Origin of the sequence: Kribbella catacumbae DSM 19601, from assembly GCF_000372465.1 — a bacterium.
Lineage (GTDB): Bacteria > Actinomycetota > Actinomycetes > Propionibacteriales > Kribbellaceae > Kribbella > Kribbella catacumbae.
In genome coordinates this window covers 71,644-97,588 of sequence record NZ_AQUZ01000030.1, presented here as the reverse complement: position 1 = coordinate 97,588, position 25,945 = coordinate 71,644, and the positions used below count along the sequence as shown (strand labels likewise).

Below are 25,945 nucleotides of genomic sequence, written 5' to 3'. Positions count from 1 at the left end.
ACAGGCTGCGAAATCGGTCGGCTGATTGGCGGTGGTTCACGGCATCTTCTCTGGTGAGGGCACGGACGCGGCTGCAGTGGCCGGGCGGCCCGCCGACACTAAGGAGATTGACCATGGTCCGGGTGATGCTCGAGGACGCCGACTACTGCGACGTCCCGTCCGACCTGATGACGTTCGACGAAGGCGTCATCGTGTTCTGGCGCGACGGCGAAGAGGTCGGCCGTCACCGCCAGGTCCGCATCCGCGCGCTCGAACTCCCCGCCGCCCGCTCGTTCGGCCGCCGGATCGAAGAAGCCCGCAAGACCTACCCCAACGCCTACCGCAGCTGGACCACCGAACAGGAGGAGACCCTCACCGACCTCTTCCACAAAGGCGCCGGCCGAGACGAACTGGTCCAAGCCCTCGGCCGCCAGCCAGGCGGCATCGAAACCCGCCTCCGAGCCCTCAACCTCCTCACCGAAGAAGAAAAACTCAGATAGCCCGGCGAGACCGTTTTGTGATCTCGTGCGGGGGTCGGGGACAATGGCGCGATGCAGGGTGAGCAGGAAGCTGATGAGCAGGCGCGGGCTGTGGTTCGGGCTGTGCTGCTGGAGGCTGATGGGCTGGTGCGGGCGGTCGGGTCTGGGCGGCGGCGCGGGGCGGAGGCGCCGGAGTATCAGCGGGTCGAGCTGCGGTATGTCGATCTGAAAGGCGTCCGGCATCTGCAGGTGAGCGAGTTCGACGAGCGGCAGGCTCACACCCGCAACGTGGCGGCTGCGGACGCCGGGCCGGTGGTCGACGAGTTGCTCCACGTGCCGTACGGGAATTGGCATGTGGAGACGACGACCGAGACCTTGCGGATGCGGTACACCAAGAAGGGCAAGTCGCTGCTGCACCGCCAAGCGGACAGCCGCGAGCAGGAGACTGCGCACGACCGGGTGAAGCAGCGGGTGCTCGATCCGGCCGCGCCGTTCCTGGTCGAGCTCGGGATCAGCGACCACCAGGGCCGGGTCAAGCCGTCGCGGCAGTCGAAGTACAAGCAGATCGAGGAGTTCTGCAAGCTACTGGAGCCGGCTCTGGAAGAGGCACTGGCGGCGGGGCGGATCAAGTCCGGGCGGCCGCTGCAGGTGGTCGACCTCGGGTGTGGGAATGCCTATCTCACGCTGGCCGCGTATCACCTGCTGAGCGCGGCCGGGCATGACGTGCGGATGACCGGTATCGACCACAACCCGCAGGCCCGCGAGCGCAACACCAAGCGGGTGGCGTCGCTGGGCTGGCAGGACCACCTGCGGTTCGTCGACGCGACCATCGCCGACGCGCAGCTCGACACCCAGCCGGACGTCGTACTCGCGCTGCACGCCTGCGACACGGCGACCGACGACGCGCTGGCCCGGGCGGTCGGCTGGGAGGCGCCGCTGATCCTCGCGGCACCTTGCTGCCATCACGACATCCAAAAACAACTCAAGAGCGTCGAACCACCGGCGCCTTATGCACTTCTCACAAGATATGGCATCGTTCGTGAGCGGTTCGCCGACGTTCTGACGGATTCACTCAGGGCGGCGGTGCTGCGACAGGTCGGATACCGGGTAGAGGTGGTGCAGTTCGTGGACAGTGAGCACACGCCGCGCAATCTGCTGCTCCGTGCTGCCCGGACGGGGGCGACGGCCGGCCCGGAGGTGCGGTCGGAGTACGAGGCGATGACCAGGGAGTGGCAGGTTGAGCCACGCCTGGCGACGCTGGTTCTTGCCCCCGACCGCGAGGCGGTGCTTTGAGCTTGTTGCGCAATGCCCTGACCCTGACTGCCGTGACCCTACTGAGCCTGGCCGGAGCCGCGGTCCCGGCCGGTCCGGCCACGGCAGCGGATCCGACGCCGGGAGCGCCGAAGAAGCTGTTCTCGATCGATGACCCGCGCGTGGACGAGTCCTCGGGGCTGGCCAAGAGCAGGAAGTACGACGGCATCTGGTGGACGGTGAACGACTCCGGTGACACGGCCCGGGTGTTCGGTGTCGACGCCACCGGCAAGGTGCGGGTCCAGCTCAAGTTCAAGGCGCCGGTCAAGGACGTCGAGGCGATCGGGGTGGACTCCGAAGGGACCATCTACATCGCCGACATCGGCGACAACACCCGCAACCGCGACATGATCGAGGTCTACACCATCCCCGAGCCGGCCCAGCTCGAGGACGAGGAGAACGTCAAGTTCCACCGGTACGACTTCGAGTATCCCGACGGTGCCCACGACGCCGAGACGCTGCTGATCGAGCCGCAGACCAACCGGCTGTACTTCGTCACGAAGGTGAAGTCGAAGCCGGGCGCCTTCTACGCGGCGCCCGAGTCCGCGTCCCGGGAGGGCACCAACAAGCTGACCAAGCTCGCTGACGCCCCGTCCTCGCCGTACGGCGTGACGGACGGGACCTTCATGCCGGACGGCAAGACCGTCGTACTGCGGACCTACATCGACGTCGCCACCGTGACGTGGGGCGAGACCCCGACGCTGGTGGCCCGGACCGGTACTCCGGTCGCGCAGGGCGAATCGGTCGCGGTGGGGCCGGCGGGTACCGACATCCTGGTCGGCAGCGAGGGCAAGAACTCGCCCGTCTACCAGATGGCGCCGCCGGGCAAGAAGGCGGTCGCGAAGCCGCCGAAGGCCTCGACGCCGGCGGCGACGCCGAAGCCGGCCGCGACCGGTAGTTCGACCGAGCCGAAGAAGAACCACAGCCTGCGCTGGATCATCGTTGGCGCCGCCTTGCTGGCGCTCATCATCACCTTCGTCACGTTCCCGGCCGGCCGCCGCGAACGCCTCGACCGAATGGCCGAGAACGCCCGCCTGACCGGCCAGCCCCCGCCCAACCCCCACGGCCGCCGCCGCTCCAACGTCTGACAGCAGGCCTCAGCGCAGCTTCTCGACCGTGTAGTCGATCGCCTGGGTGAGCTTCTCGACGTCGTCGGGGTCGACCGCCGGGAACATCGCGACCCGGAGCTGGTTGCGGCCCAGCTTGCGGTACGGCTCGGTGTCGACGATGCCGTTGGCGCGCAGCACCTTGGCGACCGCCGCCGCGTCGATCGAGTCGTCCAGGTCGATGGTGCCGATCACCAGCGACCGGGCGTCCGCGTCCTCGACGTACGGCGTCGCGTAGTCGGACTTCTCGGCCCAGGTGTAGAGCCGGTTGCTGGAGTCGGTCGTGCGCCCGACGCTCCAGTCCAGGCCGCCCTGGCTGTTGATCCAGTCGGTCTGCTCGGCCATCAGGAACAGCGTCGCCAGCGACGGCGTGTTGTACGTCTGGTTCTTGCTGGAGTTGTCGATCGCCGTGGCCAGATCCAGGAAGGCGGGGATCCACCGGCCGGAGGCGGTGATCTCCTCGACCCGGGCCAGCGCGGCCGGGGACAGCAGCGCGATCCACAGGCCGCCGTCCGAGGCGAAGCACTTCTGCGGCGCGAAGTAGTAGACATCGACCTCGTTGAGGTCGACCGGCAGGCCACCGGCGCCGGAGGTGGCGTCGATCGCGACCAGCGCACCCTCATCGGCGCCCTCGACCCGCTTGATCGGCGCCATCACACCGGTCGAGGTCTCGTTGTGCGGCCACGCGTACAGGTCCACGCCGACCTCGGCGACCGCGGCCGGGCGGGTGCCCGGGTCGGCCTTGATCACGGTCGGCTCGCCGAGGTGCGGTGCCAGCTGGGCGGCCTTGGCGAACTTCGACGAGAACTCACCGAAGCTCAGGTGCTGGCTCTTCTCCCGGATCAGGCCGAAGGTGGCGATGTCCCAGAACGCGGTCGAGCCGCCGTTACCGAGCACGACCTGGTAGCCGTCGGGAAGCTGGAAGAGGTCGGAGACGCCCTGCTGGACGCGAGCCACCAGGTTCCTCACCGGGGCCTGGCGGTGCGAGGTGCCGAGCAGCTTGACGCCTTCGGTGGCCAGGGCCGCGACGGCCTCCGGGCGCACCTTCGACGGACCGGCACCGAACCGGCCATCGGCGGGCTTGAGCTCTGCGGGGATCACAATGTCGCTGGTCACCAGCGGTTCCCTTCGTCGTCTGGCGGAAATCCTTGCCGACGACGCTGTCAGCAGCTCCAGTCTTCCATATCGACCCGCGGCGCCCACCGCGGGTCTCAGCGGCGCTACTCGTGCTTGCGGCTGATCGTCTCGTGCCCAGTCAGTACTGCGACCGGCCCGTCCGCCGTGCTGACCCACTCGCCACAAGCACCGCCGCCCTCGGCCACCCCGAGCTCCAGGGGAGTGCCGTCCATCCGCAGCGCCGGGTGGTAGTACTCCGCGACCTGCTCGGCCGCCCCCTCGATGTAGTGGCCGATCAGTGCCCGCCGGAACCGGTCAGAGCTGACGTTGGGCGCGCTGCCATGCACCAGTGCGCCATGGAAGAACAGCACGTCGCCCGGCTCCATTTCGACCGGTACTGCGGCGTCCGGCTCCGGCAGTGGCACGGTGACGTCCGTGAAGCTCACCTTGGTGTCTGCCTTCTCCGTGCACAGGATCGGCCAGCGGTGACTACCAGGCACGACCTCTAGACAGCCGTTCTCCACGTCGACCTTGTCGAGCGCCATCCACGCCGCCACGCAGGTCCCCGGCTCGGCCTTCAGATAGAAGTTGTCCTGGTGCAGCGCCTGCCCACGAGACCCGGGCGGCTTGAAGTAGATCATCGTCTGTACTGCGTACGGCGACCGCCCGAGCAGCCCCGTCATCACCTCGTCGAGGCGGTTGTCGACCAGCCACTGCAGCGTCAGCTCGTCCCACCGGTGCATCTGCGCCATCCGCGGATACCGCCGCAACGGATCCCGGCTGCCGGCCTGGACACCGACCACGTCACCCGGGTAGGAGCCCCGCTGGCGCAACACCATGTAGTGCTCCCGGAGCTGCTCCACCTCGTCGGCGGCGAACAGGCCACGGACCAGCGTGTACCCCGCAGTGTCGAACTCTTCCTTGAACGAAACGCTCACCGATGTCTCCCCGCTGAGTAAGCTGATACCCAGATTCTCCGCTCCTGAGCCGTGGCGGAGCGACGGGCAATCGACGCAAGGACTTGAGCTTTTGACGCATCGCCCAGTTCTCGCCAACCCGGTCGACCTCCAGCTGCACTCGCCACCGACCTTCTGGCGGTGCGAGCCGAGCTGGTCCTGGGTGTCGCCACCGCTCCAAGACCACCTGCTGTGGTGCGTCCTCGACGGCATCGGCCGCTTGGAGCTCAACGGCAACACCCGTGAGCTGGGCCCCGGCATCTGCGCCGTCTTCGCTCCGGGAGACGCCCCCACGGCAAGCCACGATCCACGCCGCCGCCTGCTGGTCTTCGGGATGCACTTCGCCGTCAGCCCGACGGGCGTAGTACCGGGGGAGCGCTGGGCTGAGATACCTGATCGGGTGCTACTCGGTGCCCTCGCCCGCAGCTCAGACACGGCGTTCCGACGCGGTGATCCGCTGGGCCTCAGACAGGCCGAGCTGTGCCTGGAGCAACTACTGGGGTTGATCTGGGAGGCGGCGCATAGCCCACGGAGGACGGCAGTCGACACAGCGATCGAGGAGGTCGCCCAGAGCATCCGGCAGGACCCGGGCCGCGACTGGAGTGTCCAGGAGCTGGCGGCCGCAGCCGCACTGTCCCGTGCGCAGTTCACCCGCCGCTTCATCGCCCAGCACGGCATAGCACCCGCGCAGTACGTGATCCAGGCACGCATCGACCGCGCCCACCAGCTCCTCGCCGAGACGGGTATGTCCGTCACCCAAATAGCCGCCGCCCTCGGCTACACCGACGTCCCCTACTTCAGCCGCCAGTACAAACAACGCACCGGCCACTCCCCTAGTGAGGACCGCGCCACTGGTCGAGCACCTCGTCAACCTGCGCCCTGATCCGCTGCCGAGCCTCAGCACGAGGCACGCCGGCCATCAGCAACTCGTCGTACGGCGTGTCCAGGTGGCGGATGGACGCCACCACCGCGAGAGTGACGGCGCTCTCCTCCAGAGCCCGCCCGGCGGCTGACCGGCCGACGCGCCCACTGCTGCGGGTGCCGGCATGCTTGGCGATCTCCTCGGCACGGTCGGCGCTGCAGTTGGGGAACAGCCGGGCGATCTCAGCGGCCATCCGCTGCTGGAAGGAGACATCCTCGACCTCCCGTTTCCCGCGAGCGCGCTCCCGCTGCCGCGCCCGGACATCCTCGTCGGCCAGGCACTGCTCCTCGGCGAGTTCCAGCGCGGGCGGCTCAACGAGCACGCCCTGCCGCTCGTACCGTTTGCGAGCCCGGCTCCAGCGGACCACGACAGCCGATAGCGTGCTCGCCTTGCGGGCCCGCCGGGTCAAGGCGGTGTTGCCGGACGGCAGGAAAACCAGGTGGTCCAGGTCAACGCATTCGAGGCAATGCGGCGCATCGTCCTCGAGCCGCATCAGTTCCGCCTCGGTCGTCCCACAGTCAGCGCAGGTGAACGCCTTCGTCGGCGAGATCACCAGCAGATCGTCGGCTTTCATGTCCAGGCGTCGTTCCAGCCTTCGATGGAGGTGGCGGGGCGGGTGGAAGGGCCGGAATAGATGGCTGAGGGGCGGATCAGGCGGCCGGTGCGCTTCTGCTCGAGGACGTGGGCGCTCCAGCCCGCAGTACGGGCGCAGGTGAACATCGAGGTGAACATCGGCGGCGGGACCTCGGCGAAGTCGAGCACGATCGCGGCCCAGAACTCGACGTTGGTCTCCAGCACCCGGTCCGGCCGGCGTTCGCGCAGCTCGGCCAGTGCGGCCTGCTCCAGCGCCTTGGCGACCTCGTAGCGCGGTGCGTCCAGCTCCTGCGCCGTACGCCGAAGTACGCGGGCGCGGGGGTCCTCGGCCCGGTAGACGCGGTGGCCGAAGCCCATCAGGCGTTCGCCGGAGTCCAGCAGGCCCTTCACGTACGAGCGGGCGTCGCCACTCTTCTCGACACCCTCGATCATCGTCAGTACGCGAGCCGGTGCGCCACCGTGCAGCGGGCCGGACATCGCGCCGACCGCACCCGACAGGGCGGCGGCCACGTCGGCGCCGGTGGAGGCGATCACCCGGGCGGTGAAGGTGGAGGCGTTCATGCCGTGCTCGGCGGCGGAGGTCCAGTAGGCGTCGACCGCCTTGACGTGCTTGGGATCGGGCTCGCCGCGCCAGCGGATCATGAACCGCTCGGTGATGGTGCTCGCCTTGTCGACCTCGCGCTGCGGCACCATCGGCTGGCCGATGCCACGGGCGGCCTGGGCGACGTACGACAGCGCCATCACCGCCGCGCGGGCCAGATCGTCGCGGGCCTGGACGTCGTCGATGTCGTAGAGCTGACGCAGGCCCCAGGCGGGTGCGAGCATCGCCAGCGCGGACTGTACGTCGACCCGGACGTCACCAGTGTGCACGGGGAGCGGGAAGGGTTCGGCGGGCGGCAGACCCGGGGTGAACGCGCCGTCGACGAGCAGACCCCAGACGTTCTCGAACGGCACCCGGCCGACCAGATCCTCGATGTCCACCCCGCGATAGCGAAGCGCCGAACCTTCCTTGTCCGGCTCAGCGATCTGGGTGTCGAACGCGACGACACCTTCTAGACCGTGCTGAACTTCGGTTTGCGGATCTGACATCCCTGGAGACTCCCTTGTCCGACGTAGGCGCTCAGGCAGCATAGTTCTCCGCCTCGCCACACGGACAGATCTGTGACCGGTTCGGCGTTTACGCTCGACGTACTCCGCCACCCTCCAGTTTCTCCACGTCGCTGATGTTCAGCCGGGCTTCGGCATTGGTCTCCCGGTCTGCCTCGGTGATCTGGATCTCGACCGTCCAACGTTTCGTGATGGACATGAAAGCTCCTCAGAACATCGGTCCCGAGCCCGGCGAGGTCGCGTCGCGCCGGGTACGCACCCGCTTGAGCTCGCGCTCGACATGCCGCGGATCGGGCAGGATCACCACGGGGCAGGTCGCGTGCCGGATGACGTGCTGGCTGGTCGAGCCCACCAGCGTGTCGTGGATGGCGCCATGACCGTGGCTACCGAGGACCAGCAGCTCCGCGTCGAGCCCTGCGAAGCAAAGCCGTTCGCTGGGCCGCCCCTCGACGGCCAGGCGTTCCGTATCGGGCGGATCGTCGAGCTCCGAGAGGGCCTCGTCCATGACCCGGTTCAGCATCGATTCGGCGCGCTGCCGGGCTTCTTGCGGGCTGGTGGTCGAGACGCCGGTCTCCAGCCCGTCCCACCACCACACCGCGACCGCGCGCAGCCGGCGGTTCCTGCGACGCGCCTCGTCGAGTGCCCAGTCGAGCGCTCTTCGTCCAGCGGGGGAACCGTCCACGCCGCAGACGATGACATGTTCCCGTGCGTCCATCGGGTGCACCTCCCAAAGGCTGTTTCCTCCAGCGTGCGCCTGCCCAGCGTGGGAGTCCAGACGCCGGCCTGCCCGCCAGCGGGGGACGGCTTTCCCGGCTGCCTCCGGGAAGGCCTGGCGCGCCGTGAAGAGGTGAGCCTCGTAGGCTCGGCCCTGTGGATCTTGGAGAGATGCGGAAGACGTACGGGCTGGGCGAGTTGCTCGAGAGCCAGCTGGATCCCGATCCGGTGAAGCAGTTCGGGGTGTGGCTGGCGCAGGTCACCGAGGCCGGACTGCACGAGCCGAACGCGATGGTGCTGGCGACCGTCGACCGTGACGGGAAGCCGTCCGCGCGAACCGTGCTGCTGAAGGGTCTCGACGAGCGCGGGTTCGTCTTCTACACCAACCAGCAGTCCCGCAAGGCCGACGACCTCGCCGCCAACCCGGCCTGCGCACTGGTCTTCCCGTGGCACGCGATGGAACGCCAGGTCCGGATCGAAGGCACCGCGAGCAAGCTGCCGGCGGAGGAGGTCGACGCGTACTTCGCCAGCCGTCCGCGCGGCTCACAGCTCGGTGCCTGGGCCTCCCAGCAGAGCCAGCCGGTGGAGTCCCGCGAGGAGCTCGACCTGCAGTACGCCTCGTACGAACGGCAGTGGCCGGAGGGCACCGAGATCGCGACGCCATATTTCTGGGGCGGATACCGGATCGAGCCGGTAGCGTTCGAGTTCTGGCAGGGCCGCACCGAGCGGCTCCACGATCGCCTGCAGTACCTGCGGTCCGGCGACGCGTGGCAGGTCCAGCGCCTGCAGCCTTGAGTCGTGAGGAGTTTTTGTTGTCTGAGGCAATCGATCGGGTCCCGTCCGGCCTTCGCCCGCTCGCGGACGGGGTGATCGCGGCCGCCGCGAAGGACCCGACGCCGACGCCCGGGAGGTGCTTGCGCAAGGCAAGGAGTTCGCCGCGCAGGCCGGCCCGTTGCTGGTCGCCTTCACCGGCGAACACGTCGGTGAGCCGCGGCTGCTGATCGCTCTCTACGGTCCGCCGGTCAACCACATGGACCTCAAGTTCATCGGCCTGAGCGAACTCGACCAGCGGGTCGAGGACCGCTTCTGGGTCTGGATCCACTATGTCGCAGTGAAGATCGGCCGCGGTGAACTGTTCGAGGCGATCGAAGCGCTCAGCGCGATCCGGGGTGTCTCGATCGTGCCGCTGATCGTCAGTGGACGGACCGACCGCCCGGCCGGAGTACGCCGGATCGAGCAACTCGCACCTGAGCTGGTTCCGCAGCTGAAGCAGACCGTCGCCGCCCCTGATCGCGCCCGCCAGACCTGGTACGCCGTACCGAGGCCGAGCGGGCCGTCGTCGACTACGTCGTCAAGCTCACCTGATCGGTCCGGTCTGGTTCATCGACACCTGGTTCGGTCTCGCGGAATCCGTGCTGCTGCCACCACCGGGCCAGCGGTGCGGGTGCCCACCAGTTGGCGCGACCGAGCAACCGCATCGTTGCCGGTACCAACAAAGCGCGGACGACGGTCGCGTCGATGGCGATCGCGATCACCAGCCCGATGCCGATCATCTTGACGAAGACGATGCCCGAGGTGGCGAACGCGCCCACCACGATGATCAGCAGCAACGCGGCGCTGGTGATGATGCCGCCGGTGCGTTGCAGGCCGAGGGCAACGGCCTGGCTGTTGTCGCCGGTCCGGTCGTACTCCTCCCGGATCCGGCTGAGCAGGAACACCTCGTAGTCCATCGACAACCCGAACAGCACGGCGAACAGCAGTACCGGGTTGGTCGCGTCGAGGAACCCGGCCGGGGTGAAGTCGAGCAGCCCGGACAGGTTGCCGTCCTGGAAGATCCACACCATCGCACCGAACGACGCCGACAACGACAACACGTTCATCAGCAAGGCCTTGGCCGGCAGCACAACGGAGCCGAAGGCAACGAACAGCAGGACGAAAGTCACCAGCACGATGAACCCGGCCATCCACGGTGCTCGCTCACCCAGCACGTGGAGCAGGTCGACGAGGGCCGCGGTGTCGCCACCTGCTTCGATCGAAACCCCTGGCGGCGGCTCCACCGCACGAACAGCCGTCACGACGTCACGAGCGGGTAGCTCCTGCGAGGTGTAGTGGGTGTGCACGACGACAGACGCAATGCCGTCCTTGAAGCCGGCCAACTGCACCCCCGTGACGTCCTTCACCTGCTGAAGCTCAGCGATATAGGGCGCGAGCACATCGGCGGATGACGCCTGAGCAGCGATCAATACATCGGAACCGCCCGCGCCGGCGAAGTCGCTCTGCAGCACCTCAGTGACGGTCCGGCTGTCCGCTCCGGCCGGCAACGCCCGGTGGTCGACCCCACCCAATTGTGCTTGCAGGAAAGGGATTCCCAGGACGAGCAGCAACGGAACCAGCACGACGACGTACCGGATCGGGCGGCGCATCACGCTGTGCGCCAGCTTGTACCAGCCGCCGTGCTCGCTGGAGCCGAGGCCTCCGCCACGCTTGAGGAAGGGGATCCGCAGGCTGTTCACCCGATGGCCGAGCACCGCCAGCAGCGCGGGCAAGGCGGTCAGGGCCGCGATCATCGCGACCAGGACGGCGGCGGCACCGCCGTACGCCATCGAGCGCAGGAACATCACCGGGAACAGCACCAGGCTGGAGATCGCCACCCCGACGGTGACGCCGGAGAACGCGACGGTCCGGCCGGCCGTGCGCATCGTCACCGACAGTGCCGTCTCGACATCGTTGCCGAGCGCAAGTTGTTCGCGGAACCGGGTGACGATGAACAACGCGTAGTCGATCGCCAGCCCGAGGCCGATCATGGTCACGATGTTGATCGAGAAGACCGACACGTCGGTGAAGGTGGTCAGCGCGCGCAGGACGACGAAGGCGCCGAGGATCGCCAGACCGCCGACGAACAAAGGCAGGCTGGCCGCGACCAGGCCGCCGAACACCACCACCAGCAGGATCAGCACGATCGGCAGCGAGATGGTCTCGGCCTGGACGATGTCGTGCTCGGTCTGGGTGTTCACCTCGTCGAACACGGCGACTTCGCCACCGACCTTGACGTCCAGCCCGGCGGGGGCGCTGCGGACCTGATCCGCGATCTTGTGGAAGGTGGCCAGCCGCTCCTCGGGATCGGCGCCGGCCAGCGTCAGTACGGCGTACGTGGAGTGCTGGTCCTTCGACACGAACGCGGGGGATCTGGTGTTCCAGAAGGTCTTCGTGCCGAGCACTTCGGTTGCCGGCAGCGTGGACAGGTGTGCTTCGACGGCTTGGCGTAAGGCTGGATCGGCGACGGTCTGCGAGTCGCTGCGGTAGAGCACGATCACGTCGGTGCCGGTCCGGCCGACGGTCTGCTCGATCGTCCGGACGGCGCGGTACGCCTCGGTGTCGGGGGCCTCGAAGCCGCCGTTCGCGAGCGACCCGAAGACGCCGGTGCCCCAGGCGACCGCGGCGATCACGAACGCGCCGGTCAGCGCCAGTACCAGGCGGCGGCGCCGGTAGGTGAACCTGCCGAGTGTCTCGAACACGAAGCCCTCCCGCGGGCGTAAATTGAACAGTGGTCGCCGGAGTGAACACCGTTAACAGTTAACGGTGTAAACTCTAAGCGGCCCTAGGGTGTGCCTGTCAAGGAGGATGTTCGTGAATCTCAAGACGGGGGAGACCCGGCGCGACCGGCAGCGGGCCGCGACGGTCGCCGAGATCAAGGCCGCGGCGCGCAAGTTGCTGCTCGAGGGCGGTGCGTCGGCGGTCGGCCTGCGCGCGGTCGCCCGCGAGCTCGGTCTCAGCGCCCCCGCGCTCTACCGGTACTTCGGCAGCCACGAAGACTTGATCTCCGCCCTGATCGCCGACCTGTACGACGAACTCACGGACACGCTGATCGCCTTGCGCGACGGCGACCCGGAGGCGGATCTCGGCGGCAAGCTGTTCCTGATCGCCGGTGGACTGCGCGACTGGGCGCTGGCCCACCCGGCCGAGTTCGGGCTGCTCTTCGGCGCCCCGGTGCCGAACCCGCTGGCCGGCGATCACGACCTGACGCCAGGCCACCAGGCGGCGATGCGGTTCGGCGCGGTCTTCAAAGACCTGGTCGCCCAGGTCTATCGCCAGCAGCCGTTCCCGCATCCGTCCGACGAGGCGCTCGGGGCGGAGCTCGTCGCGCAGTTGCAGCAGAAGTCCGAGTTCTTCGACGGGATGCCGGCCGGGGCCGTGTACCTCTCGCTGACCTACTGGACGCGGCTCTACGGGCTGATCTGCATGGAGGTCTTCGGCCAGTTGCACTGGGCGCTCGAGGACGCCGGTGCTTACTTCCAGGCGCAGCTCTTCGAGATCGGCGAGGCACTCGGCCTGGACTGCCCGCTTCCAGAATAAAGGAGACCCGCGGGCGCTTCCGGAGACACGGCCGGGTGGCCGAACTCAGGGTCAGGCGGACTTTCCTGACTACCCGCGGATCCGGTGGCAGACGTCGTACTGACTAGCCACTTGCCCACTTGTCAAACAGTGGGTGGCGGGTTAGCCCGCCGCCACCTCACGAGTCCGAATGCAAGTCATGCGTTGGACCACCTCCCTTCGCGTGTACAAGAAACCTACGTCGCCTCGATGCCGGGTTCAACCAGTTTTCGAAGACAATGGGGACCATGGTGTTCAGGCTCGGATTACCCGTCATCTTGCTGCTGGTCGGAACCGCCTGGTTCGCGTGGTCGTCGTACCGCCGGGCCGCCCTCGCGGAGCGCGCCGTGACCGAGTTGACCGGCGAGAGCTTGGCGCTGGTTCAGGAGGTCCGGCGGCTGGAGAAGGCGGTCGCGGCTGCGGAGCAGGGCCTGCGTACGCTCAGCTCGCATCCGTCGGTGCCGCGCGACGTCGCGGTCACCGCCGATCTGACCCTCGCCGACATCCGGCGATTGACCGAAGGCAAGGAGCTCGAGAGCTGATGGCAAAGCTGGCCAACGCGACCGCGACCACACAGAATCGGTTGGTCAGGGGTGGAAGCAAGAAGGGCAAAGTAATCGGTGTCCTGATCGCGATCGTGGTGTTGCTGATCATCTTGTTCAACCTGTTCAACTTCGCCAGCACCGACGCGAACCGGATCGGGCTGCACTACGGCGGCGGCGTGATCGAGGACAAGAAGTTCAAGTCGATCGTCCCGCCGGGCTCGACGAACAAGCTGGTCGGCCCCGGGGACAAGATCTACAGCTACCCGATCGACCAGCGGTCCTACATCATCGGCGGCGCCGGCGCGGACACCGAGAACGCCGACGAGGTGACGGTGGTCAGCAAGGACAACGTCCGGCTCGGCGTACGGGTGCAGGTCTACTTCACCCTGAACCGCGACAAGGCCGTGATCCAGTCGTTCCACGAGCGGATCGGCCTGAAGACCGAGGCCTACGAGGACGACGGCTGGTCCACGATGCTGCAGTCGTACTTCCGGCCGCAGATCGACCGCGCGCTGGCGGCCGTTGGTACCAACTACGCCTGGGCCGAGCTCTACAACAATGAGGCGAAGAAGGCTGCGTTCCAGACTGCCGCGGCCAAGGAGTTCACCCGGCTGCTGCCGGCAGCGGTCGGTGGCGACTACTTCTGCGGCCCGTCGTACACCGGCAACAACGGCTGCGGCGAGCTGTCATTCACGATCCAGAAGCCGACCCCGCTGGACAAGGGCATCATCGACGGCCTCGAGGCCAAGCAGCGCGCCGAGCTCGCCCGGCAGGCCCAGGAGCAGAAGAACCAGCAGGTCAACGTCGAGCTGCAGTCGGTCAAGCAGCAGGTCGCGATGCTCGGTGCGAACGGCTACCTGCTGAAAACCGCGATCGAGTCGGGCAAGATCCAGTTCATGGTCATCCCGCAGAACGGCAACGTCAGCATCCCGATCCCGACCCAGGCGCCGACCACGACGCCCCGCTGACCGTTGTCCGCGCTGCCGTCCCACCTCGAGCTGGTCCAGGGCGTCGTGCTGCCGAAACCGGTTGGCGCGGATCCCGTCCTGGACTTCCTCAACACGCGCTCGGACTTCGCCGGCCGGGGCCCGGCGGTGAACGACTGGCTCACGTCGTACGAGGCCTTCGTGATCTGGAACGGGTACGTCGGGCTGCTGTCTGACGCGAGCGTGTTCCGGCTGATCGAGCAGGCGTCCGTCAAGCCGACGGACGCCGCTCGGCGGCTGGATGCGGTTCGGGAGTTCAGGGCTGACCTGTACGACGTACTGACGGATGAGGCGGCAATCGGGTCGTTCGAGGCTGTTGCGCGGGCCGTGGGTCGCGCTGGCGGGCGTCGTCGTTTGAACGCGGTGCCGGCTGAGGGGCTTGGCGTGGGGGCGTCATGGGAGTTGCCGGAGGATCTGGGGCTGCCGCTGGATCAGCTGGCGTTGCTTGGGGCGGAGCTGCTGACGGGGGCGTCGCGCGATCACGTTCGGGTGTGTCCGGGGGATAACTGCGGGTGGTTGTTTCTGGATCCGCGGGGGCGCCGCCGGTGGTGCTCCATGTCCACTTGCGGCAACCGCGCAAAGGTGCGGGCTCACGCTGCCCGCACGCGCTAGCACTACTCCCTACAACAACGGCATCCGTCGCAGCGCCTTCTGGCGTGACACCTTCGGTCGCATCCCCGATGACACCTCCACGACCTTCTCCCGCCAAGCCCGCAGCAGCGTCAGCAACTCCTCAGCCGGTACCACGTCACACAAATCGTCATCCTCGACGCCAAACTCGTACCGCGCCTCCACCAGCCCATCGCGCATCTGCAGATACGTACAGCACCCCGAAGCAAGCGGTTCCTTGCCGCCATCTTCCAGGCGGTACTCCAGATACTTCACCGCGCGATCGATCCAGTACGTCGACCACGGTGGATGCGTGCTGATGCAGTCCGCGAGGGCTTCTCGCAGGACCGGTAGGTCGTCGGTGAGGAGGAGTTCCACCGAGCAACCGGGAATGACGACGAACTCGTACTTCACGGGCAACCACATCCCTCTCGACCCACCATTGCCGGTGGAGCGGGAGCGCACAAGACCGCGTTGCCTACAACCATCAGTTGAACAGGGCCGGATCGACCAGGATCCAGGTATGCCGGGCGCGGGCAAGGACACGCCCGTCTGAGTCGTACAGCGTGCTCGCCGTATGCGTCTTCCGCCCGTCTTCGCCCAGCATCCGGCCCATCACCACACAGGGCTCACCCGGTTGAGGCCGCGCGTCGATGCAGGCGCTCATCTGGCCGAGGACCGACGGGCGCCCGTCGAGGTCGATCGACCAGCCGCCCGGGCAGTCGAGCGCCGACCAGAGGAATACCGGGTCGATCAGCCCGTCAGCGCCGACCAGATCGGCCGCGGGGTGCCAAGTGCACGCCGTCCGGCCGTCGCCCAGCGGGCCGGGCTTCAACTGCAGCCCTTCCGGGTTCTCAGGACCACAGACGAAGCACCCCGGGAACGGGTGGTCGACCAGACCCTTGTACTTCGCTTCGGCGGCCAGCGCTTCATCCGGCTGCACCGGGTCGATCGTGGCGTCGTCGAGCGTGTCGGCGGGAACGGCCACTGCCTCCGCGATCGGTGCGTCAGACGTCAGCCGGGCGGACGCGGGGCCGGCCGTCAGTTCCAGGTCGAGCTCCATCGGCGGCGGCAGCAGCAACCGCACGCGCGGCACCGTGCCGTCGGCGGCCTGCGCGGCGAGCGCAGTACCGACCAGGCCCGCGACATAGCCCCCGTTGCCTGATTGGGCGGGCCCCCTGAAACGCGGTGCGATCCGCAACGTGGTCATGGCTGACGACCCTAACCGGCGCCGATTGTGCGCCGGAGAGCGGGGATTCCCGTGATTTCTGAGCATCTTTCAAGATTTACGGCCCTGACCACTCTCATTCAAACGTCCGTTTGAACTATGCTGACTCCAGGCTACGGCGCGTGAGCAGGTGGGGTGCCTGAGCGAGCGGTGGCCGGGGGGAAGGAGAACTCTGTGGAGATACCCGTGGAATCAACCCGGGAGAGGTTGCTCAACATCGCCGAGCAGCGGTTCGGCGAGGGTGGTTACGAAGGGACCTCGCTGCGCGCCATCACGGTCGCGGCGGCCGCCAACATCGCGGCGGTGAACTACCACTTCGGCTCGAAGGAAGCGCTGCTGCGAGCGGCGGTGGCGCGCGCGATGGCACCGGTCAACACCGAGCGCCGGCGCCGGCTGGACCAGTTGGAGGCGAAGGGGGATCCGGCCGCCGAGCAACTGATCCGTGCCTTCATCGAGCCGGGGCTTGATCTCGTACTGCGCCGCGGCGAGCGCGGGCCGGTGGTGGCCCGGTTCATCGGGCGGGTCGCGTTCGACCCGAGTCAGCGGATCCGCGAGCTGTACGCGGCCGAGTCCGATCCGGTCGAGGCGCGGTATCTGGCCGCCCTGCAGGCCGCGTTGCCGAGGTCCACGCCGGAGGCGGTCGCGTTCGGCTACGTGAACATGCTCGGGCTGCTCGCTTTGCACCAGTCCCAGGCACTCGGTCTCGAGGTCGGCGAGGATCCGGCCAAGCTGGCGGAGAACCTGATCGCCTTCCTGGTAGCCGCTTTCGACCGTGGACTGCGCGACTGAACCGGCTAAGTGGTCTCCTCGAAGTTGTCCAGAAAATGCTCACGGATGTTCGAACCGGTAGGTAACGCTGCATAATGGCGCTCCGTGGACCCCTGTGAAGTCGTGGTTGCCGTCGATCTCGGTGGAACCCGGATGAAGTGCGGCCTGGTCGCCGCCGACGGTGCCGTGCTGCACCGGGAGACCAGGCCGACACCCCGAGGCGCCGGCGGCCGCGCCGTGCTCGATTCTCTGCTGGAAACCGTGGTCGAGCTCGAGCAGAAGGCCGCCGCCGACGGGCATCGCGTCCGCGCGGTCGGCGTTGTCGTCCCGGGCATCATCGACGCCGAGAACGGCACGGTCGGTGCGGAGAACCTGGCCTGGGTCGGTACGCCGGTGCTCGCCGAACTGAAGGCCGCCGTCGGGCCCGATCAGCAGGTCCTGCTGGCCCACGATGTGCGCGCGGGCGGTTACGCAGAGTTCCGCCAAGGAGCACTCACCGGTACGACGAACTCGCTTTTCCTCCCGCTCGGCACCGGGATCGCGGCCGCCATGGTGGTCGACGGCTCGCTCGTCAGCGGCGACGGGTACGCCGGGGAACTGGGCCACACCAGATTCGTCCACGGCGACGCCGCCGAGCAGTGTGCCTGCGGCCAATGGGGATGCCTGGAGACAGTGGCCTCCGCGGCCGCGCTCGCCCGCCGGTACGGCGTACGGACTGGTCGCGTGGTCGACGGAGCGCGTGAGGTGCTCGTGTTGCTTGCGCAGGGGGATGCTGATGCCGCTGCGGTGTGGAGTGACGCGCTGACCGCGTTGGTCGATGCGCTGGTTCTCTACACGACCCTGGTCGCGCCCACGCGGATCGCCGTCGGCGGTGGGCTGGTCGGGGCCGGTGAGACGTTGCTGGCGCCGTTGCGCGAAGGTGTTCATGCGCGGCTGACCTTCCAGCGCGAGCCGGAGATCGTGGCCGCCGTACTGGGCGAAGAGGCCGGCTGTCTCGGTGCCGCGCTGATGGCCTGGGACCAGGTGGCTGCCGACGAGAGCGGAGAAGAGACGCCATGACGACGTATCGGGTGGCCCGGCTGGTCACACCGGACGATGTGCTCGAGAACGCCTGGCTGCAGGTGTCCGGCGGCGACATCCTGTCCTTCGGCCGGCGATCCGACGGGATGCCCGCGGACGGTCAGCGGCCGGAGGACCTCGGTGACGTCACCGTCGTGCCCGGGTTCGTCGACATCCACACCCACGGCGGCGGCGGCTCGACGTACTCGACCACTGATCCCGAGGAAGTGCGCAAGGTCGCGGCCTTCCACGCCAAGCACGGCACCACGACGACGATGGCCAGCCTGGTCACCGGGCCGCTGGACGACCTGGTTTCGCAGACGGCCTGTCTGGCGGACCTCGTGACCGACGGCGTCATCGCCGGGGTGCACCTGGAAGGGCCGTTCCTGTCGGCCGCGCGGTGCGGGGCACACGAGCCCACGCTGCTGCGCGATCCGGTCGAGGGGGACGTGGCCAAGGTGCTCAGCGATGCGGTGAAAATGGTGACGATCGCTCCGGAGTTGCCGAGCGGGCTGGACGCGATCCGTCAGGTCGTCGATGCCGGCGTGGTCGCCGCGCTCGGGCACACCGACGCGACGTACGAGCAGATGATCGCGGGTGCCGACGCTGGTGCGACGGTGGCGACGCACCTGTTCAACGGGATGCGGCCGTTCCACCACCGGGACCCCGGTCCGGTGGGTGCCGCGCTCAACGATCCGCGGCTGCTGCTCGAAGTGATCAACGACGGTATGCATCTCGACCCGCAGGTGGTCCGGGTCGCGCTGGCCGCTGCTGGAGTGAATCGGATCGCGCTGATCACCGACGCGATGGTCGCGACCGGGATGCCCAACGGGCGTTACATGCTGGGCACTCTTGAAGTGGACGTGAAGGACGGGCTGGCGACGCTTGCCCACGGCTCCCATTCGATTGCCGGCAGCACCTTGACGATGGATGTTGCCTACCGCAACGCGGTCAAGGCCGGCGTCTCGTTGGTGGACGCGTCGCGGATGGCGTCGACGACACCGGCCGAGGCGTTCGGCTGGTACACGGTCGGTGGGATCGAGACCGGCAAGCGGGCCGATCTGGTCGTCCTGGACGAGGACTATCTGGTCCAGAAGGTGATGCGGGACGGCAGATGGCTGGACTGATCGGGACCGTCACGCTCAACCTGGCGCTGGATGTCACGTACGGCGTCGAGGAACTCGTGGTCGGCGGCAGTCATCGCGTCACCGAGACCCGGCAACGGGCCGGCGGCAAGGGGGTGAACGTCGCCCGGGTGGCCGCGACGCTCGGGCACCAGGTGCTCGCGCTCGGGTTCGTCGGCGGGGTAACCGGTGAGATCGTCGCCGAAGAGCTGTTCGACGCCGGGCTGACCGCGTTGCTGACCCCGATCCGCGGCGAGACCCGGCGGACCGTTGCCATCGTCAACGGTGTCGACGGCGACGCCACCATCTTCAACGAGGCCGGGCCTTCGGTGTCGGCCGACGAGTGGCGCGCCTTCCACGACCGGATGCCCTGGGCGAAGCTGGACGTGCTCGCCTGCTCGGGGAGTCTGCCGCCTGGATTGCCTGCTGATGCGTATGCGGAGTTGGCCGTTCGCGCCCGGCATCACGACGTACTGTCGGTGATCGATGTTGGTGGTGAAGCGCTGGTAGCAGCCGCGAAGGCGGGTGCGGTGGTTCGCTCGAACGCTGCCGAGCTTCGTGAAGCGCTGGGGGACCTCAGCGTCGAAGCGGGCGCGCGGCGACTAGTGGCGGCCGGCGCGATTGCCGCGGTGATCACGGATGGCGCCCGCGGAATGGTTGCTGCTAGCAATCAAGGAGCTTGGCGCGCACTGCCCGTCGAACAAGTCGCAGGCAACCCGACCGGCGCAGGCGATGCCTGTACTGCGGTCGTCGCGGCTGCCATCGCGGGATCATCCGAACCCGATTGGCCTTTGGTGCTCAAGTCCGCCGTGGCTGCATCCGCCGCAGCCGTGCTGACACCCGTTGCCGGGGACATCGACCTCGAAGCGTACCGCCGGTGGCAGCCGCTGGTCACCGTACAAAGCCTTTAGAACAAGGGAGTTTCACCATGCCGCTCGTTTCCGGGGCTGAGGTTGTGCTGGGTGCCGCCAAGGACGGTCGTGGCGTCGGCGCGTTCAACGTGATCCAGCTGGAGCACGCGACCGCGCTGATCGCCGGCGCCGAGCAGGTCGGCGCGCCGATCATCCTGCAGATCAGCGAGAACGCCGTGAAGTACCACGGCGCGCTCAAGCCGATCGCCGTCGCCACCCTGGCCGCCGCGGCCGCTGCGACGGTGCCGGTCGTCGTGCACCTCGACCACGCGATGGACCGCGAGCTCGTCACCGAGGCGGTCTCGCTCGGCTTCACGTCGGTGATGTACGACGCGTCGAAGCTCGACTACGCCGACAACGTGGCGGCCACTGTCGAGGTGACGAACTTCTGCCACGACCATGGGGTCTTCGTCGAGGCCGAGATCGGCGAGGTCGGCGGCAAGGACGGCGTACACGCTCCGGGGGCGCGGACCCGGCCGGATGAAGCGCTCGCCTTTGCGGAGGCGACCGGAGTCGACGCGCTGGCCGTCGCGGTCGGGTCGTCGCACGCGATGACCGAGCGGACCGCGGAACTCGACTTCGAGCTGATCGGCGCGCTGAGGTCCGCAGTACCGGTTCCGCTGGTGCTGCACGGGTCGTCCGGAGTCGCGGATGCCGACCTGACCCGCGCGGTCGAGGCCGGCATGACGAAGGTCAACATCGCGACCCACCTCAACAACGTCTTCACCGCCACCGTCCGCCAGGTCCTGACCGACCAGCCGAGCCTCGTCGACACCCGCAAATACCTCGGCCCCGCGCGTACTGCGGTCGCCGCCGAGGTGGCACGCCTCCTGACCCTGCTGAAGGCCGTCTAGAAGGTGGTGACTGAGAACAACAACTTCCAGCCGGCGCTCGCTCGTCGGCTGGGAGTCGGAGACGCTGCCGTCATCGGGCTTGGCTCGATGGTCGGGGCCGGTGTCTTCGCGGTCTGGGCGCCTGCCGCCAAGGCCGCAGGCGCTCTTTTGCTGGTCTCCTTGGTGATCGCCGCATTCGTTGCCTACTGCAATGCGGCGGCCTCCGCCCAGCTCGCGGCGGCTTATCCAGTCTCCGGTGGAACCTATGCGTATGGCCGGGAGCGGCTCGGGCCGTGGTGGGGCTACACGGCCGGCTGCGCCTTCGTTCTTGGGAAGACCGCGTCGTGTGCCGCGATGGCGCTCACCTTCGCGACGTACGCAGTACCGGGGCATGAGTGGGCGCGGCGGCTGATCGCGTTGGCTGCTGTGATCGCGCTGGCGGCCGTGAACTATCGCGGCATCACCAGAACCGCGGCCCTGACCCGGATCCTGGTCGCCTGCACGCTCGTGGTCCTTGCCGTCGTCGTGATCCTGTTGCTCACGAGCCCGACGGAGCGCGTCACCGACTGGACCGCCGACACCAGCCCGTACGGCGTGCTGCAGGCTGCCGGTCTGCTCTTCTTCGCCTTCGCCGGCTATGCCCGGATCGCCACCATGGGCGAGGAGGTCCGCGATCCGGCCCGGACCATCCCGCGCGCCATCCTGATCGCGCTCTTCGGTGCCGTGGGCATCTATCTCGTGATCGCCGTCAGCCTTTTGCTTGCCCTCGGCCCGGATCGGATCGCCTCGTCGCCGGCGCCGCTGGCCGCCGCGGTTCAAGCGGCCGACGCCGCCTGGGCCGAACCGGTCGTCCGAGTAGGCGCCGCGCTCGCTAGCCTCGGTGCGCTGCTCGCGTTGATCACCGGCATCGGCCGTACGTCGCTCGCGATGGCTCGCAACAAGGATCTGCCGTCCTGGCTGGCCGCGGTGCATCCGCGCTTCCAGGTGCCACACCACGCGGAGATCGCGCTGGCGGCCGTCGTCGGCGTACTGGTCCTGACGACCGATCTCCGCGGCGTGATCGGCTTCTCGTCCTTCGGAGTCCTGCTGTACTACGCGATCGCCAACGCCTCGGCCTACACGCAACCGGCCGGGCAGCGGCGGTGGCCGCGATTCCTCAACATCCTCGGTCTGGCGGGATGCGTCGTCCTCGCGGTCACCTTGCCGCTGACCTCGGCCGTCACCTGCGCGGTACTGCTGGCGCTGGCTTTGCTCGCCCGGTGGGTGAGGCTCAGGTCAGGTCGCGCCTGATCCGCCAGAAGCAGAAGCCGGTCAGACCCGCCGCCAGCAAGAGGAAGATCCCGGCCTCGCGCCACTGCAGATCCCAGAACCGGTTGGCGGGGTGGTAGGTGATCTTTTGCCGGTAGCCCTCATCGGCGAGGCGCTGGAAGCAGTTGGCGAGGGTCGGCCGCGACGGATCGGGGGCGACGTTCGGGGGCGGCGGGCCACACTTCGCCAGCCACTGCGGCAACGTCTTCGGTGCCTGGCCGGCCGAGTTCACTGTCTGCTCGGAGAGCTTCCAGAAGCCTTCACCGGGGAGCTTCGCCTCGATCTGCGTCACCTCCGCGGTGTCCTCCGGACCGCTCAACATGAAGCCGCGCATATTCTCGGTCGTGACGACGATGGTGGTCTCGACCGGTGTCATCAGGTGCGGCCGCAGCAGCAGCGGTGACAGCACCTCCACCGCGATCACGGCCGCGAGAGTGATTGCGATCGCGACCACGGTCCGGCGTACCACGAGGCCGACGGCGACGCCCAGGGCGAACGCGAACGCCGCATAGCCGATCGGCACCACGCCGCGGGCTCCGAAGACCGGCGGCAGCAGTCGCGGCACGTTGAAGACGCCGGAGGCCTGGCCGGTGCCGATGGCGTCGTCGATCGGGTCGGCCCACCAGGTCACCGCGAGGCTGAGCAAGCCGGTGACCGCCATCGCGCCCACGCCGGTGATCGCCAGCTTGGCGACCAGCCAGCGGGTCCGGGTGATGCTCTGGTTCCAGACCAGCCGGTGGGTACCGGCTTCCAGTTCGCGGGCGATCAGCGGCGCGCCCCAGAACGCGCCGATGACTGGGGGAGCGGCGTACACGAGGACCTGGCCGACGACGTACAGATAGCCGTTGATCCGCTCCAGCGCGATCTGCTTGAGGAACTCGCCGGCATACCGGTCGTAGTCGTCCGACAAGCCAGGGCCGGTCACTGCCAGGAAGACGGCGAGGACTGCGACGGCGGCGCCGACCATCAACGCCTGCAGGCGGAACTGCCGCCAGGTGAGCCAGATCATCGCTGTACCTCCAGCAGTGGGCGGTTGTTCTGCGGCGCTGAGGTGGAGCGGCCCATGTAGGCGAGCACGATGTCCTCGAGGGTGAGTTGGGAGACCGTCCAGGCTGGGTCGAGGACTGGCTCGTCGGTGCGGATCAGATAGGTCGACTGGCGATCGGTGTGGCTGACCGAGACGACGTGCTGGTTCTGCGGCATGGACTTCTCCTCGCGGCGCGGGCCGACCAGGCGGTAGTGCGTCGCGAGCAACGTGTCGATGTCACCGCTGACCTGGACCCGTGAGTCGACCAGGACGACCAGGTAGTCGCAGGACCGCTCGACGTCGGAGACGAGGTGCGAGGAGAGGATGACACTGAGCTCGTGCTCAGTGACGGCCTCCATCAGGTCCTGGAGGAACTCGCGCCGGGCCAGCGGATCGAGCGCGGCGACGGGCTCGTCGAGGATGAGCAGTTCGGGACGTTTGGCGACGCCGAGCGTCAGCGCTAGCTGGGCGCGCTGACCGCCGGACAGTTTGCCCGCGCGCTGCTTCAGGTCCAGCCCGAGCTGCTGGATGCGTGCTTGGGCGAGCGAATCGTCCCAGCCCGGGTTGAGCCGGGCGCCGAGTTTGAGGTGATCGGCGATGCTCAGCCGCGCGTACGTCGGGGTGTCCTGCGCGACGAACCCGATCTTGTTCTGCTGCGTGGTGCCGGCCGGGTTGCCGAGCATCTCGATCTGGCCGGCGGTCGGCGTGAGCATGCCGACGGCAAGGTTCAGCAGCGTGCTTTTGCCGGCGCCGTTCGGGCCGACCAGGCCGACCACGCGGCCGGCCGGGACGTCGAGAGTGCAGTCGGTCAGCGCCCAGCGACGGCCGTACTTCTTGCCCAGTCCCTGGGCTTTCAGCGCGGTGGTCATGCTATGTCCTCCTGAGCGGCGGTCCGAAAGGTTGTCATGAACAACGCCTCGATGCTCTCGTCGTCCAGTCCTGCTTTGCGGGCCTTGGTCAGCCAGCGGTTCAGGTCCTGCCGGAGCGGCCCGTGGGCGGCGAGGCTGTGGTCGGTCAGCGTCCGGGTGACGAAGGTCCCGCGCCCCGGCCGTGCCGCGACGAGGCTCTCGTGCTCGAGCTCGCGATACGCCTTGAGCACCGTGTTCGGATTGATCGCCAGCTGCCCGACCACGTCCTTCACGGTCGGCAACTGATCCCCCTCCCGCAGCAGCCCCAGCCGCAAAGCGTTCTTCACCTGCTGAACGATCTGCTGGTACGGCGAAACCCCCGACCGCCCATCCAGATGGAATTCGATCATCCTTAACCCCATTCATCTAGTTAACTAGTACAATACCCTCCTGAGCAAGAAGATCAAGCCCGATGGGATAAGGCTTGCCTCAGTAGGTGAGAATGGATGTCGTGAGCGAGCTGATCGATACCACCGAGATGTACCTGCGGACCGTCTACGAGCTGGAAGAAGAAGGCATCCTGCCGCTGCGCGCGCGGATCGCCGAACGGTTGCACCAGTCCGGCCCCACGGTCAGTCAGACGGTGGCCCGGATGGAGCGCGACGGGCTCGTCACGGTCGAGGGCGACCGTCATCTCGAGCTCACCGCGGTCGGCCGGATGCAGGCGACCCGGGTGATGCGCAAGCACCGCCTGGCCGAGCGGCTGCTGGTCGACGTGATCGGGCTGGAGTGGGAGGACGTGCACGCCGAGGCCTGCCGCTGGGAGCACGTGATGAGCGACGCCGTCGAGCTGCGGCTGCTCAAGATCCTCGACAACCCGACCGAGTCGCCGTACGGCAACCCGATCCCGGGCCTGGAGGAGCTGCAGAAGGACGGTCAGGCGACCGCGATCGGCGAGTTCCGGATGGGTGTGGAACCGCTCGACAAGGTGCTCGACCAGGCCACCGGCGACAGTGTCCGGGTGCTGGTGCGGCGGATCGCCGAGCCGGTGCAGACCGACGACGACGCGATGTCGGTACTGCGCCGCGCGGGCGCGCTGCCCGGCCGTGAGGTCGACTCGACGCTGGACGCGGAGGGTGTGCTGGTCGGCAGCCGCGAGGCCGGCGGCGTGATCAGCGACGAGACCGCAGGTCATATCTTCGTCAGCTTGGTCTAAGCCGATGCTGTACTGAGAGTGGTCAGGCAGTAACGTCTGTCGGCGATGCCTGAGAACGATATCGACTGGCCGGGGTACCTGCGGGAGTTCCACACCGCAACCCCGGGCAGCACTGAAGCCCTGTTGTCACGAGCGGTGGCCGGGGACCACACGCCCTACCGGTGGCTGGTCCGCGCGGTCTCCGGCGAGGCGCGACGCGTCCTCGACCTGGCCTGCGGCAACGGCCCGGTCGCCCGCGAGCTGTACGGGCGGTGGGTGGTCAGCGTCGACAACAACGCGGCTCAGGTCGCCGGTGCGCCCGGTCCGAAGGTTCAGGCGGACGCGCTGCACCTGCCGTTCGCCAACGAGGCCTTCGACGTGGTCACCTGTTCGATGGGACTTGCGGTGCTGCAGCCGCTGCCCGATGTACTGGCCGAGGCCGCTCGCGTACTGCGACGCGGCGGCGTGCTGGCCGCGACAGTCCCGGCTGTCCGGCCGTTGCGCCGGAGTGACCTCCGCACGCTCACCAGCCTGACGACGCGGCTGCGCTCGACGCCGCAGTTCCCCGCCGGTGGTGAAATCAAGGACCTGAAGGACCAGCTCCGGGCAGCGGGCTTCGACGTGATGGAGAGCCAGCGCGAGCGGTACGCGTACACAGTGCGCACACTCGACGACGCCCGCCGCCTGGTCGGAGCGCTCTACCTGCCCGGTACGTCGGACTCCCGCCGCGAGGCCGCCGCCGTCTGGCTGTCCGAACGCGGCGAGACGAAGGACGGCCTCGAGGTGGCCATCCCGGTCCGCCGCATTACGGCCATGCGCACCAAGGTCGCCTTGCAGTAGGTATCTTCA

Annotated in this window: 29 protein-coding genes; 17 read left to right on the top strand and 12 right to left on the bottom strand. The window is 68.1% G+C overall.

Features of this window, described 5'->3' with window-relative positions; genetic code table 11:
* Positions 1–113 precede the first annotated feature (113 nt).
* From A3ES_RS0127800 to A3ES_RS0127790, 3 genes are read left to right on the top strand one after another with little or no spacing between them, the layout of a single operon-like run.
* A complete protein-coding gene (locus tag A3ES_RS0127800) occupies positions 114–479 on the top strand; it encodes a hypothetical protein (protein WP_020390117.1) in 366 nt (121 codons plus the stop codon).
* Between the two features lie 51 nt (positions 480–530).
* A complete protein-coding gene (locus A3ES_RS0127795) occupies positions 531–1,751 on the top strand; it encodes a class I SAM-dependent methyltransferase (RefSeq protein WP_020390116.1) in 1,221 nt (406 codons plus the stop codon).
* Between the two features lie 32 nt (positions 1,752–1,783).
* Entirely contained in the window at positions 1,784–2,857 is a 1,074-nt protein-coding gene (locus tag A3ES_RS0127790) for a hypothetical protein (RefSeq protein WP_169501810.1), read from the top strand.
* 9 nt (positions 2,858–2,866) lie between these two features.
* Here A3ES_RS0127790 and serC read toward each other — a convergent pair whose 3' ends face one another.
* Positions 2,867–3,991, bottom strand: coding sequence for a phosphoserine transaminase (gene serC / locus A3ES_RS0127785; protein WP_020390114.1), 1,125 nt, complete (start codon positions 3,989–3,991; stop codon positions 2,867–2,869).
* Between the two features lie 104 nt (positions 3,992–4,095).
* Entirely contained in the window at positions 4,096–4,929 is an 834-nt protein-coding gene (locus A3ES_RS0127780) for a phytanoyl-CoA dioxygenase family protein (RefSeq protein WP_020390113.1), read from the bottom strand.
* Between the two features lie 91 nt (positions 4,930–5,020).
* Here A3ES_RS0127780 and A3ES_RS0127770 point away from each other — a divergent pair, with 91 nt between their 5' ends.
* Entirely contained in the window at positions 5,021–5,830 is an 810-nt protein-coding gene (locus tag A3ES_RS0127770) for a helix-turn-helix domain-containing protein (RefSeq protein WP_020390112.1), read from the top strand.
* Here the strand turns inward: A3ES_RS0127770 and A3ES_RS0127765 are convergent.
* The 4 genes from A3ES_RS0127765 to A3ES_RS48695 all read right to left on the bottom strand — a co-directional run bounded on the left by A3ES_RS0127765 (position 5,781) and on the right by A3ES_RS48695 (position 8,285).
* On the bottom strand, positions 5,781–6,443 hold the full coding sequence (locus A3ES_RS0127765) for a DUF2293 domain-containing protein (protein ID WP_020390111.1): 663 nt from the start codon (positions 6,441–6,443) through the stop codon (positions 5,781–5,783). The two genes, A3ES_RS0127770 and A3ES_RS0127765, sit on opposite strands and share 50 nt — an antisense overlap.
* On the bottom strand, positions 6,440–7,552 hold the full coding sequence (locus A3ES_RS0127760; protein WP_020390110.1) for a citrate synthase 2: 1,113 nt from the start codon (positions 7,550–7,552) through the stop codon (positions 6,440–6,442). The genes A3ES_RS0127765 and A3ES_RS0127760 overlap by 4 nt, the downstream gene beginning before the upstream one ends.
* 88 nt (positions 7,553–7,640) lie before the next feature.
* The gene (locus tag A3ES_RS54340; RefSeq protein WP_020390109.1) at positions 7,641–7,769 is read right to left on the bottom strand and encodes a dsRBD fold-containing protein; all 129 of its coding nucleotides are present in this window, start codon (positions 7,767–7,769) and stop codon (positions 7,641–7,643) included.
* A 9-nt stretch (positions 7,770–7,778) separates the two neighbouring features.
* Complete coding sequence (locus A3ES_RS48695; RefSeq protein WP_020390108.1) at positions 7,779–8,285, bottom strand: universal stress protein; 507 nt, start codon at positions 8,283–8,285, stop codon at positions 7,779–7,781.
* A gap of 155 nt (positions 8,286–8,440) precedes the next feature.
* Here A3ES_RS48695 and pdxH point away from each other — a divergent pair, with 155 nt between their 5' ends.
* Positions 8,441–9,079, top strand: a complete 639-nt coding sequence (gene pdxH / locus A3ES_RS0127745; RefSeq protein WP_237745072.1) for a pyridoxamine 5'-phosphate oxidase — start codon at positions 8,441–8,443, stop codon at positions 9,077–9,079.
* A 548-nt stretch (positions 9,080–9,627) separates the two neighbouring features.
* Here the strand turns inward: pdxH and A3ES_RS0127740 are convergent.
* Positions 9,628–11,799 (bottom strand): MMPL family transporter, encoded by a 2,172-nt coding sequence (locus A3ES_RS0127740; RefSeq protein ID WP_020390106.1) that lies wholly within the window; start codon positions 11,797–11,799, stop codon positions 9,628–9,630.
* Positions 11,800–11,905: 106 nt separating this feature from the next.
* Here A3ES_RS0127740 and A3ES_RS0127735 point away from each other — a divergent pair, with 106 nt between their 5' ends.
* The 4 genes from A3ES_RS0127735 (at position 11,906) to A3ES_RS0127720 (ending at position 14,798) form a co-directional block, all read left to right on the top strand.
* Positions 11,906–12,637, top strand: coding sequence for a TetR/AcrR family transcriptional regulator (locus A3ES_RS0127735; protein ID WP_020390105.1), 732 nt, complete (start codon positions 11,906–11,908; stop codon positions 12,635–12,637).
* A gap of 266 nt (positions 12,638–12,903) precedes the next feature.
* Entirely contained in the window at positions 12,904–13,197 is a 294-nt protein-coding gene (locus tag A3ES_RS0127730) for a hypothetical protein (protein WP_237745070.1), read from the top strand.
* Positions 13,197–14,168 (top strand): SPFH domain-containing protein, encoded by a 972-nt coding sequence (locus tag A3ES_RS0127725; protein WP_020390103.1) that lies wholly within the window; start codon positions 13,197–13,199, stop codon positions 14,166–14,168. Before A3ES_RS0127730 ends, A3ES_RS0127725 begins: the two co-directional genes overlap by 1 nt.
* Positions 14,169–14,171: 3 nt before the next feature.
* Positions 14,172–14,798 carry a CGNR zinc finger domain-containing protein gene (locus A3ES_RS0127720; protein ID WP_020390102.1) on the top strand — a complete coding sequence of 209 codons (627 nt, stop codon included), beginning with the start codon at positions 14,172–14,174 and terminating at the stop codon, positions 14,796–14,798.
* Positions 14,799–14,807: 9 nt separating this feature from the next.
* On the opposite strand, the gene A3ES_RS0127715 is transcribed toward A3ES_RS0127720, so the two are convergent.
* Positions 14,808–15,221 carry a hypothetical protein gene (locus A3ES_RS0127715; RefSeq protein WP_020390101.1) on the bottom strand — a complete coding sequence of 138 codons (414 nt, stop codon included), beginning with the start codon at positions 15,219–15,221 and terminating at the stop codon, positions 14,808–14,810.
* Positions 15,222–15,282: 61 nt separating this feature from the next.
* The gene (locus A3ES_RS0127710) at positions 15,283–16,005 is read right to left on the bottom strand and encodes a hotdog family protein (RefSeq protein WP_020390100.1); all 723 of its coding nucleotides are present in this window, start codon (positions 16,003–16,005) and stop codon (positions 15,283–15,285) included.
* A gap of 192 nt (positions 16,006–16,197) precedes the next feature.
* Between A3ES_RS0127710 and A3ES_RS0127705 the strand changes: the two genes are divergently transcribed.
* The 6 genes from A3ES_RS0127705 to A3ES_RS0127680 all read left to right on the top strand — a co-directional run bounded on the left by A3ES_RS0127705 (position 16,198) and on the right by A3ES_RS0127680 (position 22,008).
* Positions 16,198–16,812, top strand: a complete 615-nt coding sequence (locus tag A3ES_RS0127705; protein ID WP_020390099.1) for a TetR family transcriptional regulator — start codon at positions 16,198–16,200, stop codon at positions 16,810–16,812.
* Between the two features lie 84 nt (positions 16,813–16,896).
* On the top strand, positions 16,897–17,850 hold the full coding sequence (locus tag A3ES_RS0127700) for an ROK family protein (protein WP_237745069.1): 954 nt from the start codon (positions 16,897–16,899) through the stop codon (positions 17,848–17,850).
* On the top strand, positions 17,847–18,977 hold the full coding sequence (gene nagA / locus A3ES_RS0127695; protein WP_020390097.1) for an N-acetylglucosamine-6-phosphate deacetylase: 1,131 nt from the start codon (positions 17,847–17,849) through the stop codon (positions 18,975–18,977). The genes A3ES_RS0127700 and nagA overlap by 4 nt, the downstream gene beginning before the upstream one ends.
* Positions 18,965–19,885, top strand: coding sequence for a 1-phosphofructokinase family hexose kinase (locus A3ES_RS0127690; RefSeq protein WP_020390096.1), 921 nt, complete (start codon positions 18,965–18,967; stop codon positions 19,883–19,885). The genes nagA and A3ES_RS0127690 overlap by 13 nt, the downstream gene beginning before the upstream one ends.
* Positions 19,886–19,902: 17 nt before the next feature.
* On the top strand, positions 19,903–20,739 hold the full coding sequence (locus A3ES_RS0127685; RefSeq protein ID WP_020390095.1) for a class II fructose-bisphosphate aldolase: 837 nt from the start codon (positions 19,903–19,905) through the stop codon (positions 20,737–20,739).
* A 6-nt stretch (positions 20,740–20,745) separates the two neighbouring features.
* A complete protein-coding gene (locus tag A3ES_RS0127680; RefSeq protein WP_026163259.1) occupies positions 20,746–22,008 on the top strand; it encodes an APC family permease in 1,263 nt (420 codons plus the stop codon).
* Here A3ES_RS0127680 and A3ES_RS0127675 read toward each other — a convergent pair.
* From A3ES_RS0127675 to A3ES_RS0127665, 3 genes are read right to left on the bottom strand one after another with little or no spacing between them, the layout of a single operon-like run.
* The gene (locus A3ES_RS0127675) at positions 21,989–23,035 is read right to left on the bottom strand and encodes an ABC transporter permease subunit (RefSeq protein ID WP_020390093.1); all 1,047 of its coding nucleotides are present in this window, start codon (positions 23,033–23,035) and stop codon (positions 21,989–21,991) included. The two genes, A3ES_RS0127680 and A3ES_RS0127675, sit on opposite strands and share 20 nt — an antisense overlap.
* The gene (locus A3ES_RS0127670) at positions 23,032–23,922 is read right to left on the bottom strand and encodes an ABC transporter ATP-binding protein (protein WP_020390092.1); all 891 of its coding nucleotides are present in this window, start codon (positions 23,920–23,922) and stop codon (positions 23,032–23,034) included. Before A3ES_RS0127670 ends, A3ES_RS0127675 begins: the two co-directional genes overlap by 4 nt.
* Positions 23,919–24,311, bottom strand: coding sequence for a GntR family transcriptional regulator (locus A3ES_RS0127665; RefSeq protein WP_020390091.1), 393 nt, complete (start codon positions 24,309–24,311; stop codon positions 23,919–23,921). Before A3ES_RS0127665 ends, A3ES_RS0127670 begins: the two co-directional genes overlap by 4 nt.
* A 92-nt stretch (positions 24,312–24,403) precedes the next feature.
* On the opposite strand from A3ES_RS0127665, the gene A3ES_RS0127660 reads away from it, so the two are divergent.
* On the top strand, positions 24,404–25,117 hold the full coding sequence (locus A3ES_RS0127660; RefSeq protein WP_020390090.1) for an iron-dependent transcriptional repressor DtxR: 714 nt from the start codon (positions 24,404–24,406) through the stop codon (positions 25,115–25,117).
* A 45-nt stretch (positions 25,118–25,162) separates the two neighbouring features.
* Entirely contained in the window at positions 25,163–25,936 is a 774-nt protein-coding gene (locus A3ES_RS0127655) for a class I SAM-dependent methyltransferase (protein ID WP_020390089.1), read from the top strand.
* The last annotated feature ends 9 nt before the right edge of the window (positions 25,937–25,945 follow it).

What these genes read in the sequence shown, in the direction of transcription:
- A3ES_RS48695 (WP_020390108.1), bottom strand. Translation starts at nt 8,285, where the DNA reads ATGGACGCACGGGAACATGTCATCGTCTGCGGCGTGGACGGTTCCCCC.
- A3ES_RS0127730 (WP_237745070.1), top strand. Translation starts at nt 12,904, where the DNA reads ATGGTGTTCAGGCTCGGATTACCCGTCATCTTGCTGCTGGTCGGAACC.
- A3ES_RS0127665 (WP_020390091.1), bottom strand. Translation starts at nt 24,311, where the DNA reads ATGATCGAATTCCATCTGGATGGGCGGTCGGGGGTTTCGCCGTACCAG.
- A3ES_RS0127710 (WP_020390100.1), bottom strand. Translation starts at nt 16,005, where the DNA reads ATGACCACGTTGCGGATCGCACCGCGTTTCAGGGGGCCCGCCCAATCA.
- A3ES_RS0127760 (WP_020390110.1), bottom strand. Translation starts at nt 7,552, where the DNA reads ATGTCAGATCCGCAAACCGAAGTTCAGCACGGTCTAGAAGGTGTCGTC.
- A3ES_RS0127765 (WP_020390111.1), bottom strand. Translation starts at nt 6,443, where the DNA reads ATGAAAGCCGACGATCTGCTGGTGATCTCGCCGACGAAGGCGTTCACC.
- A3ES_RS54340 (WP_020390109.1), bottom strand. Translation starts at nt 7,769, where the DNA reads ATGTCCATCACGAAACGTTGGACGGTCGAGATCCAGATCACCGAGGCA.
- A3ES_RS0127670 (WP_020390092.1), bottom strand. Translation starts at nt 23,922, where the DNA reads ATGACCACCGCGCTGAAAGCCCAGGGACTGGGCAAGAAGTACGGCCGT.
- A3ES_RS0127685 (WP_020390095.1), top strand. Translation starts at nt 19,903, where the DNA reads ATGCCGCTCGTTTCCGGGGCTGAGGTTGTGCTGGGTGCCGCCAAGGAC.
- A3ES_RS0127675 (WP_020390093.1), bottom strand. Translation starts at nt 23,035, where the DNA reads ATGATCTGGCTCACCTGGCGGCAGTTCCGCCTGCAGGCGTTGATGGTC.
- A3ES_RS0127690 (WP_020390096.1), top strand. Translation starts at nt 18,965, where the DNA reads ATGGCTGGACTGATCGGGACCGTCACGCTCAACCTGGCGCTGGATGTC.
- A3ES_RS0127795 (WP_020390116.1), top strand. Translation starts at nt 531, where the DNA reads ATGCAGGGTGAGCAGGAAGCTGATGAGCAGGCGCGGGCTGTGGTTCGG.
- A3ES_RS0127800 (WP_020390117.1), top strand. Translation starts at nt 114, where the DNA reads ATGGTCCGGGTGATGCTCGAGGACGCCGACTACTGCGACGTCCCGTCC.
- A3ES_RS0127715 (WP_020390101.1), bottom strand. Translation starts at nt 15,221, where the DNA reads ATGTGGTTGCCCGTGAAGTACGAGTTCGTCGTCATTCCCGGTTGCTCG.
- A3ES_RS0127735 (WP_020390105.1), top strand. Translation starts at nt 11,906, where the DNA reads ATGTTCGTGAATCTCAAGACGGGGGAGACCCGGCGCGACCGGCAGCGG.
- A3ES_RS0127655 (WP_020390089.1), top strand. Translation starts at nt 25,163, where the DNA reads ATGCCTGAGAACGATATCGACTGGCCGGGGTACCTGCGGGAGTTCCAC.
- A3ES_RS0127660 (WP_020390090.1), top strand. Translation starts at nt 24,404, where the DNA reads ATGGATGTCGTGAGCGAGCTGATCGATACCACCGAGATGTACCTGCGG.
- A3ES_RS0127725 (WP_020390103.1), top strand. Translation starts at nt 13,197, where the DNA reads ATGGCAAAGCTGGCCAACGCGACCGCGACCACACAGAATCGGTTGGTC.
- nagA (WP_020390097.1), top strand. Translation starts at nt 17,847, where the DNA reads ATGACGACGTATCGGGTGGCCCGGCTGGTCACACCGGACGATGTGCTC.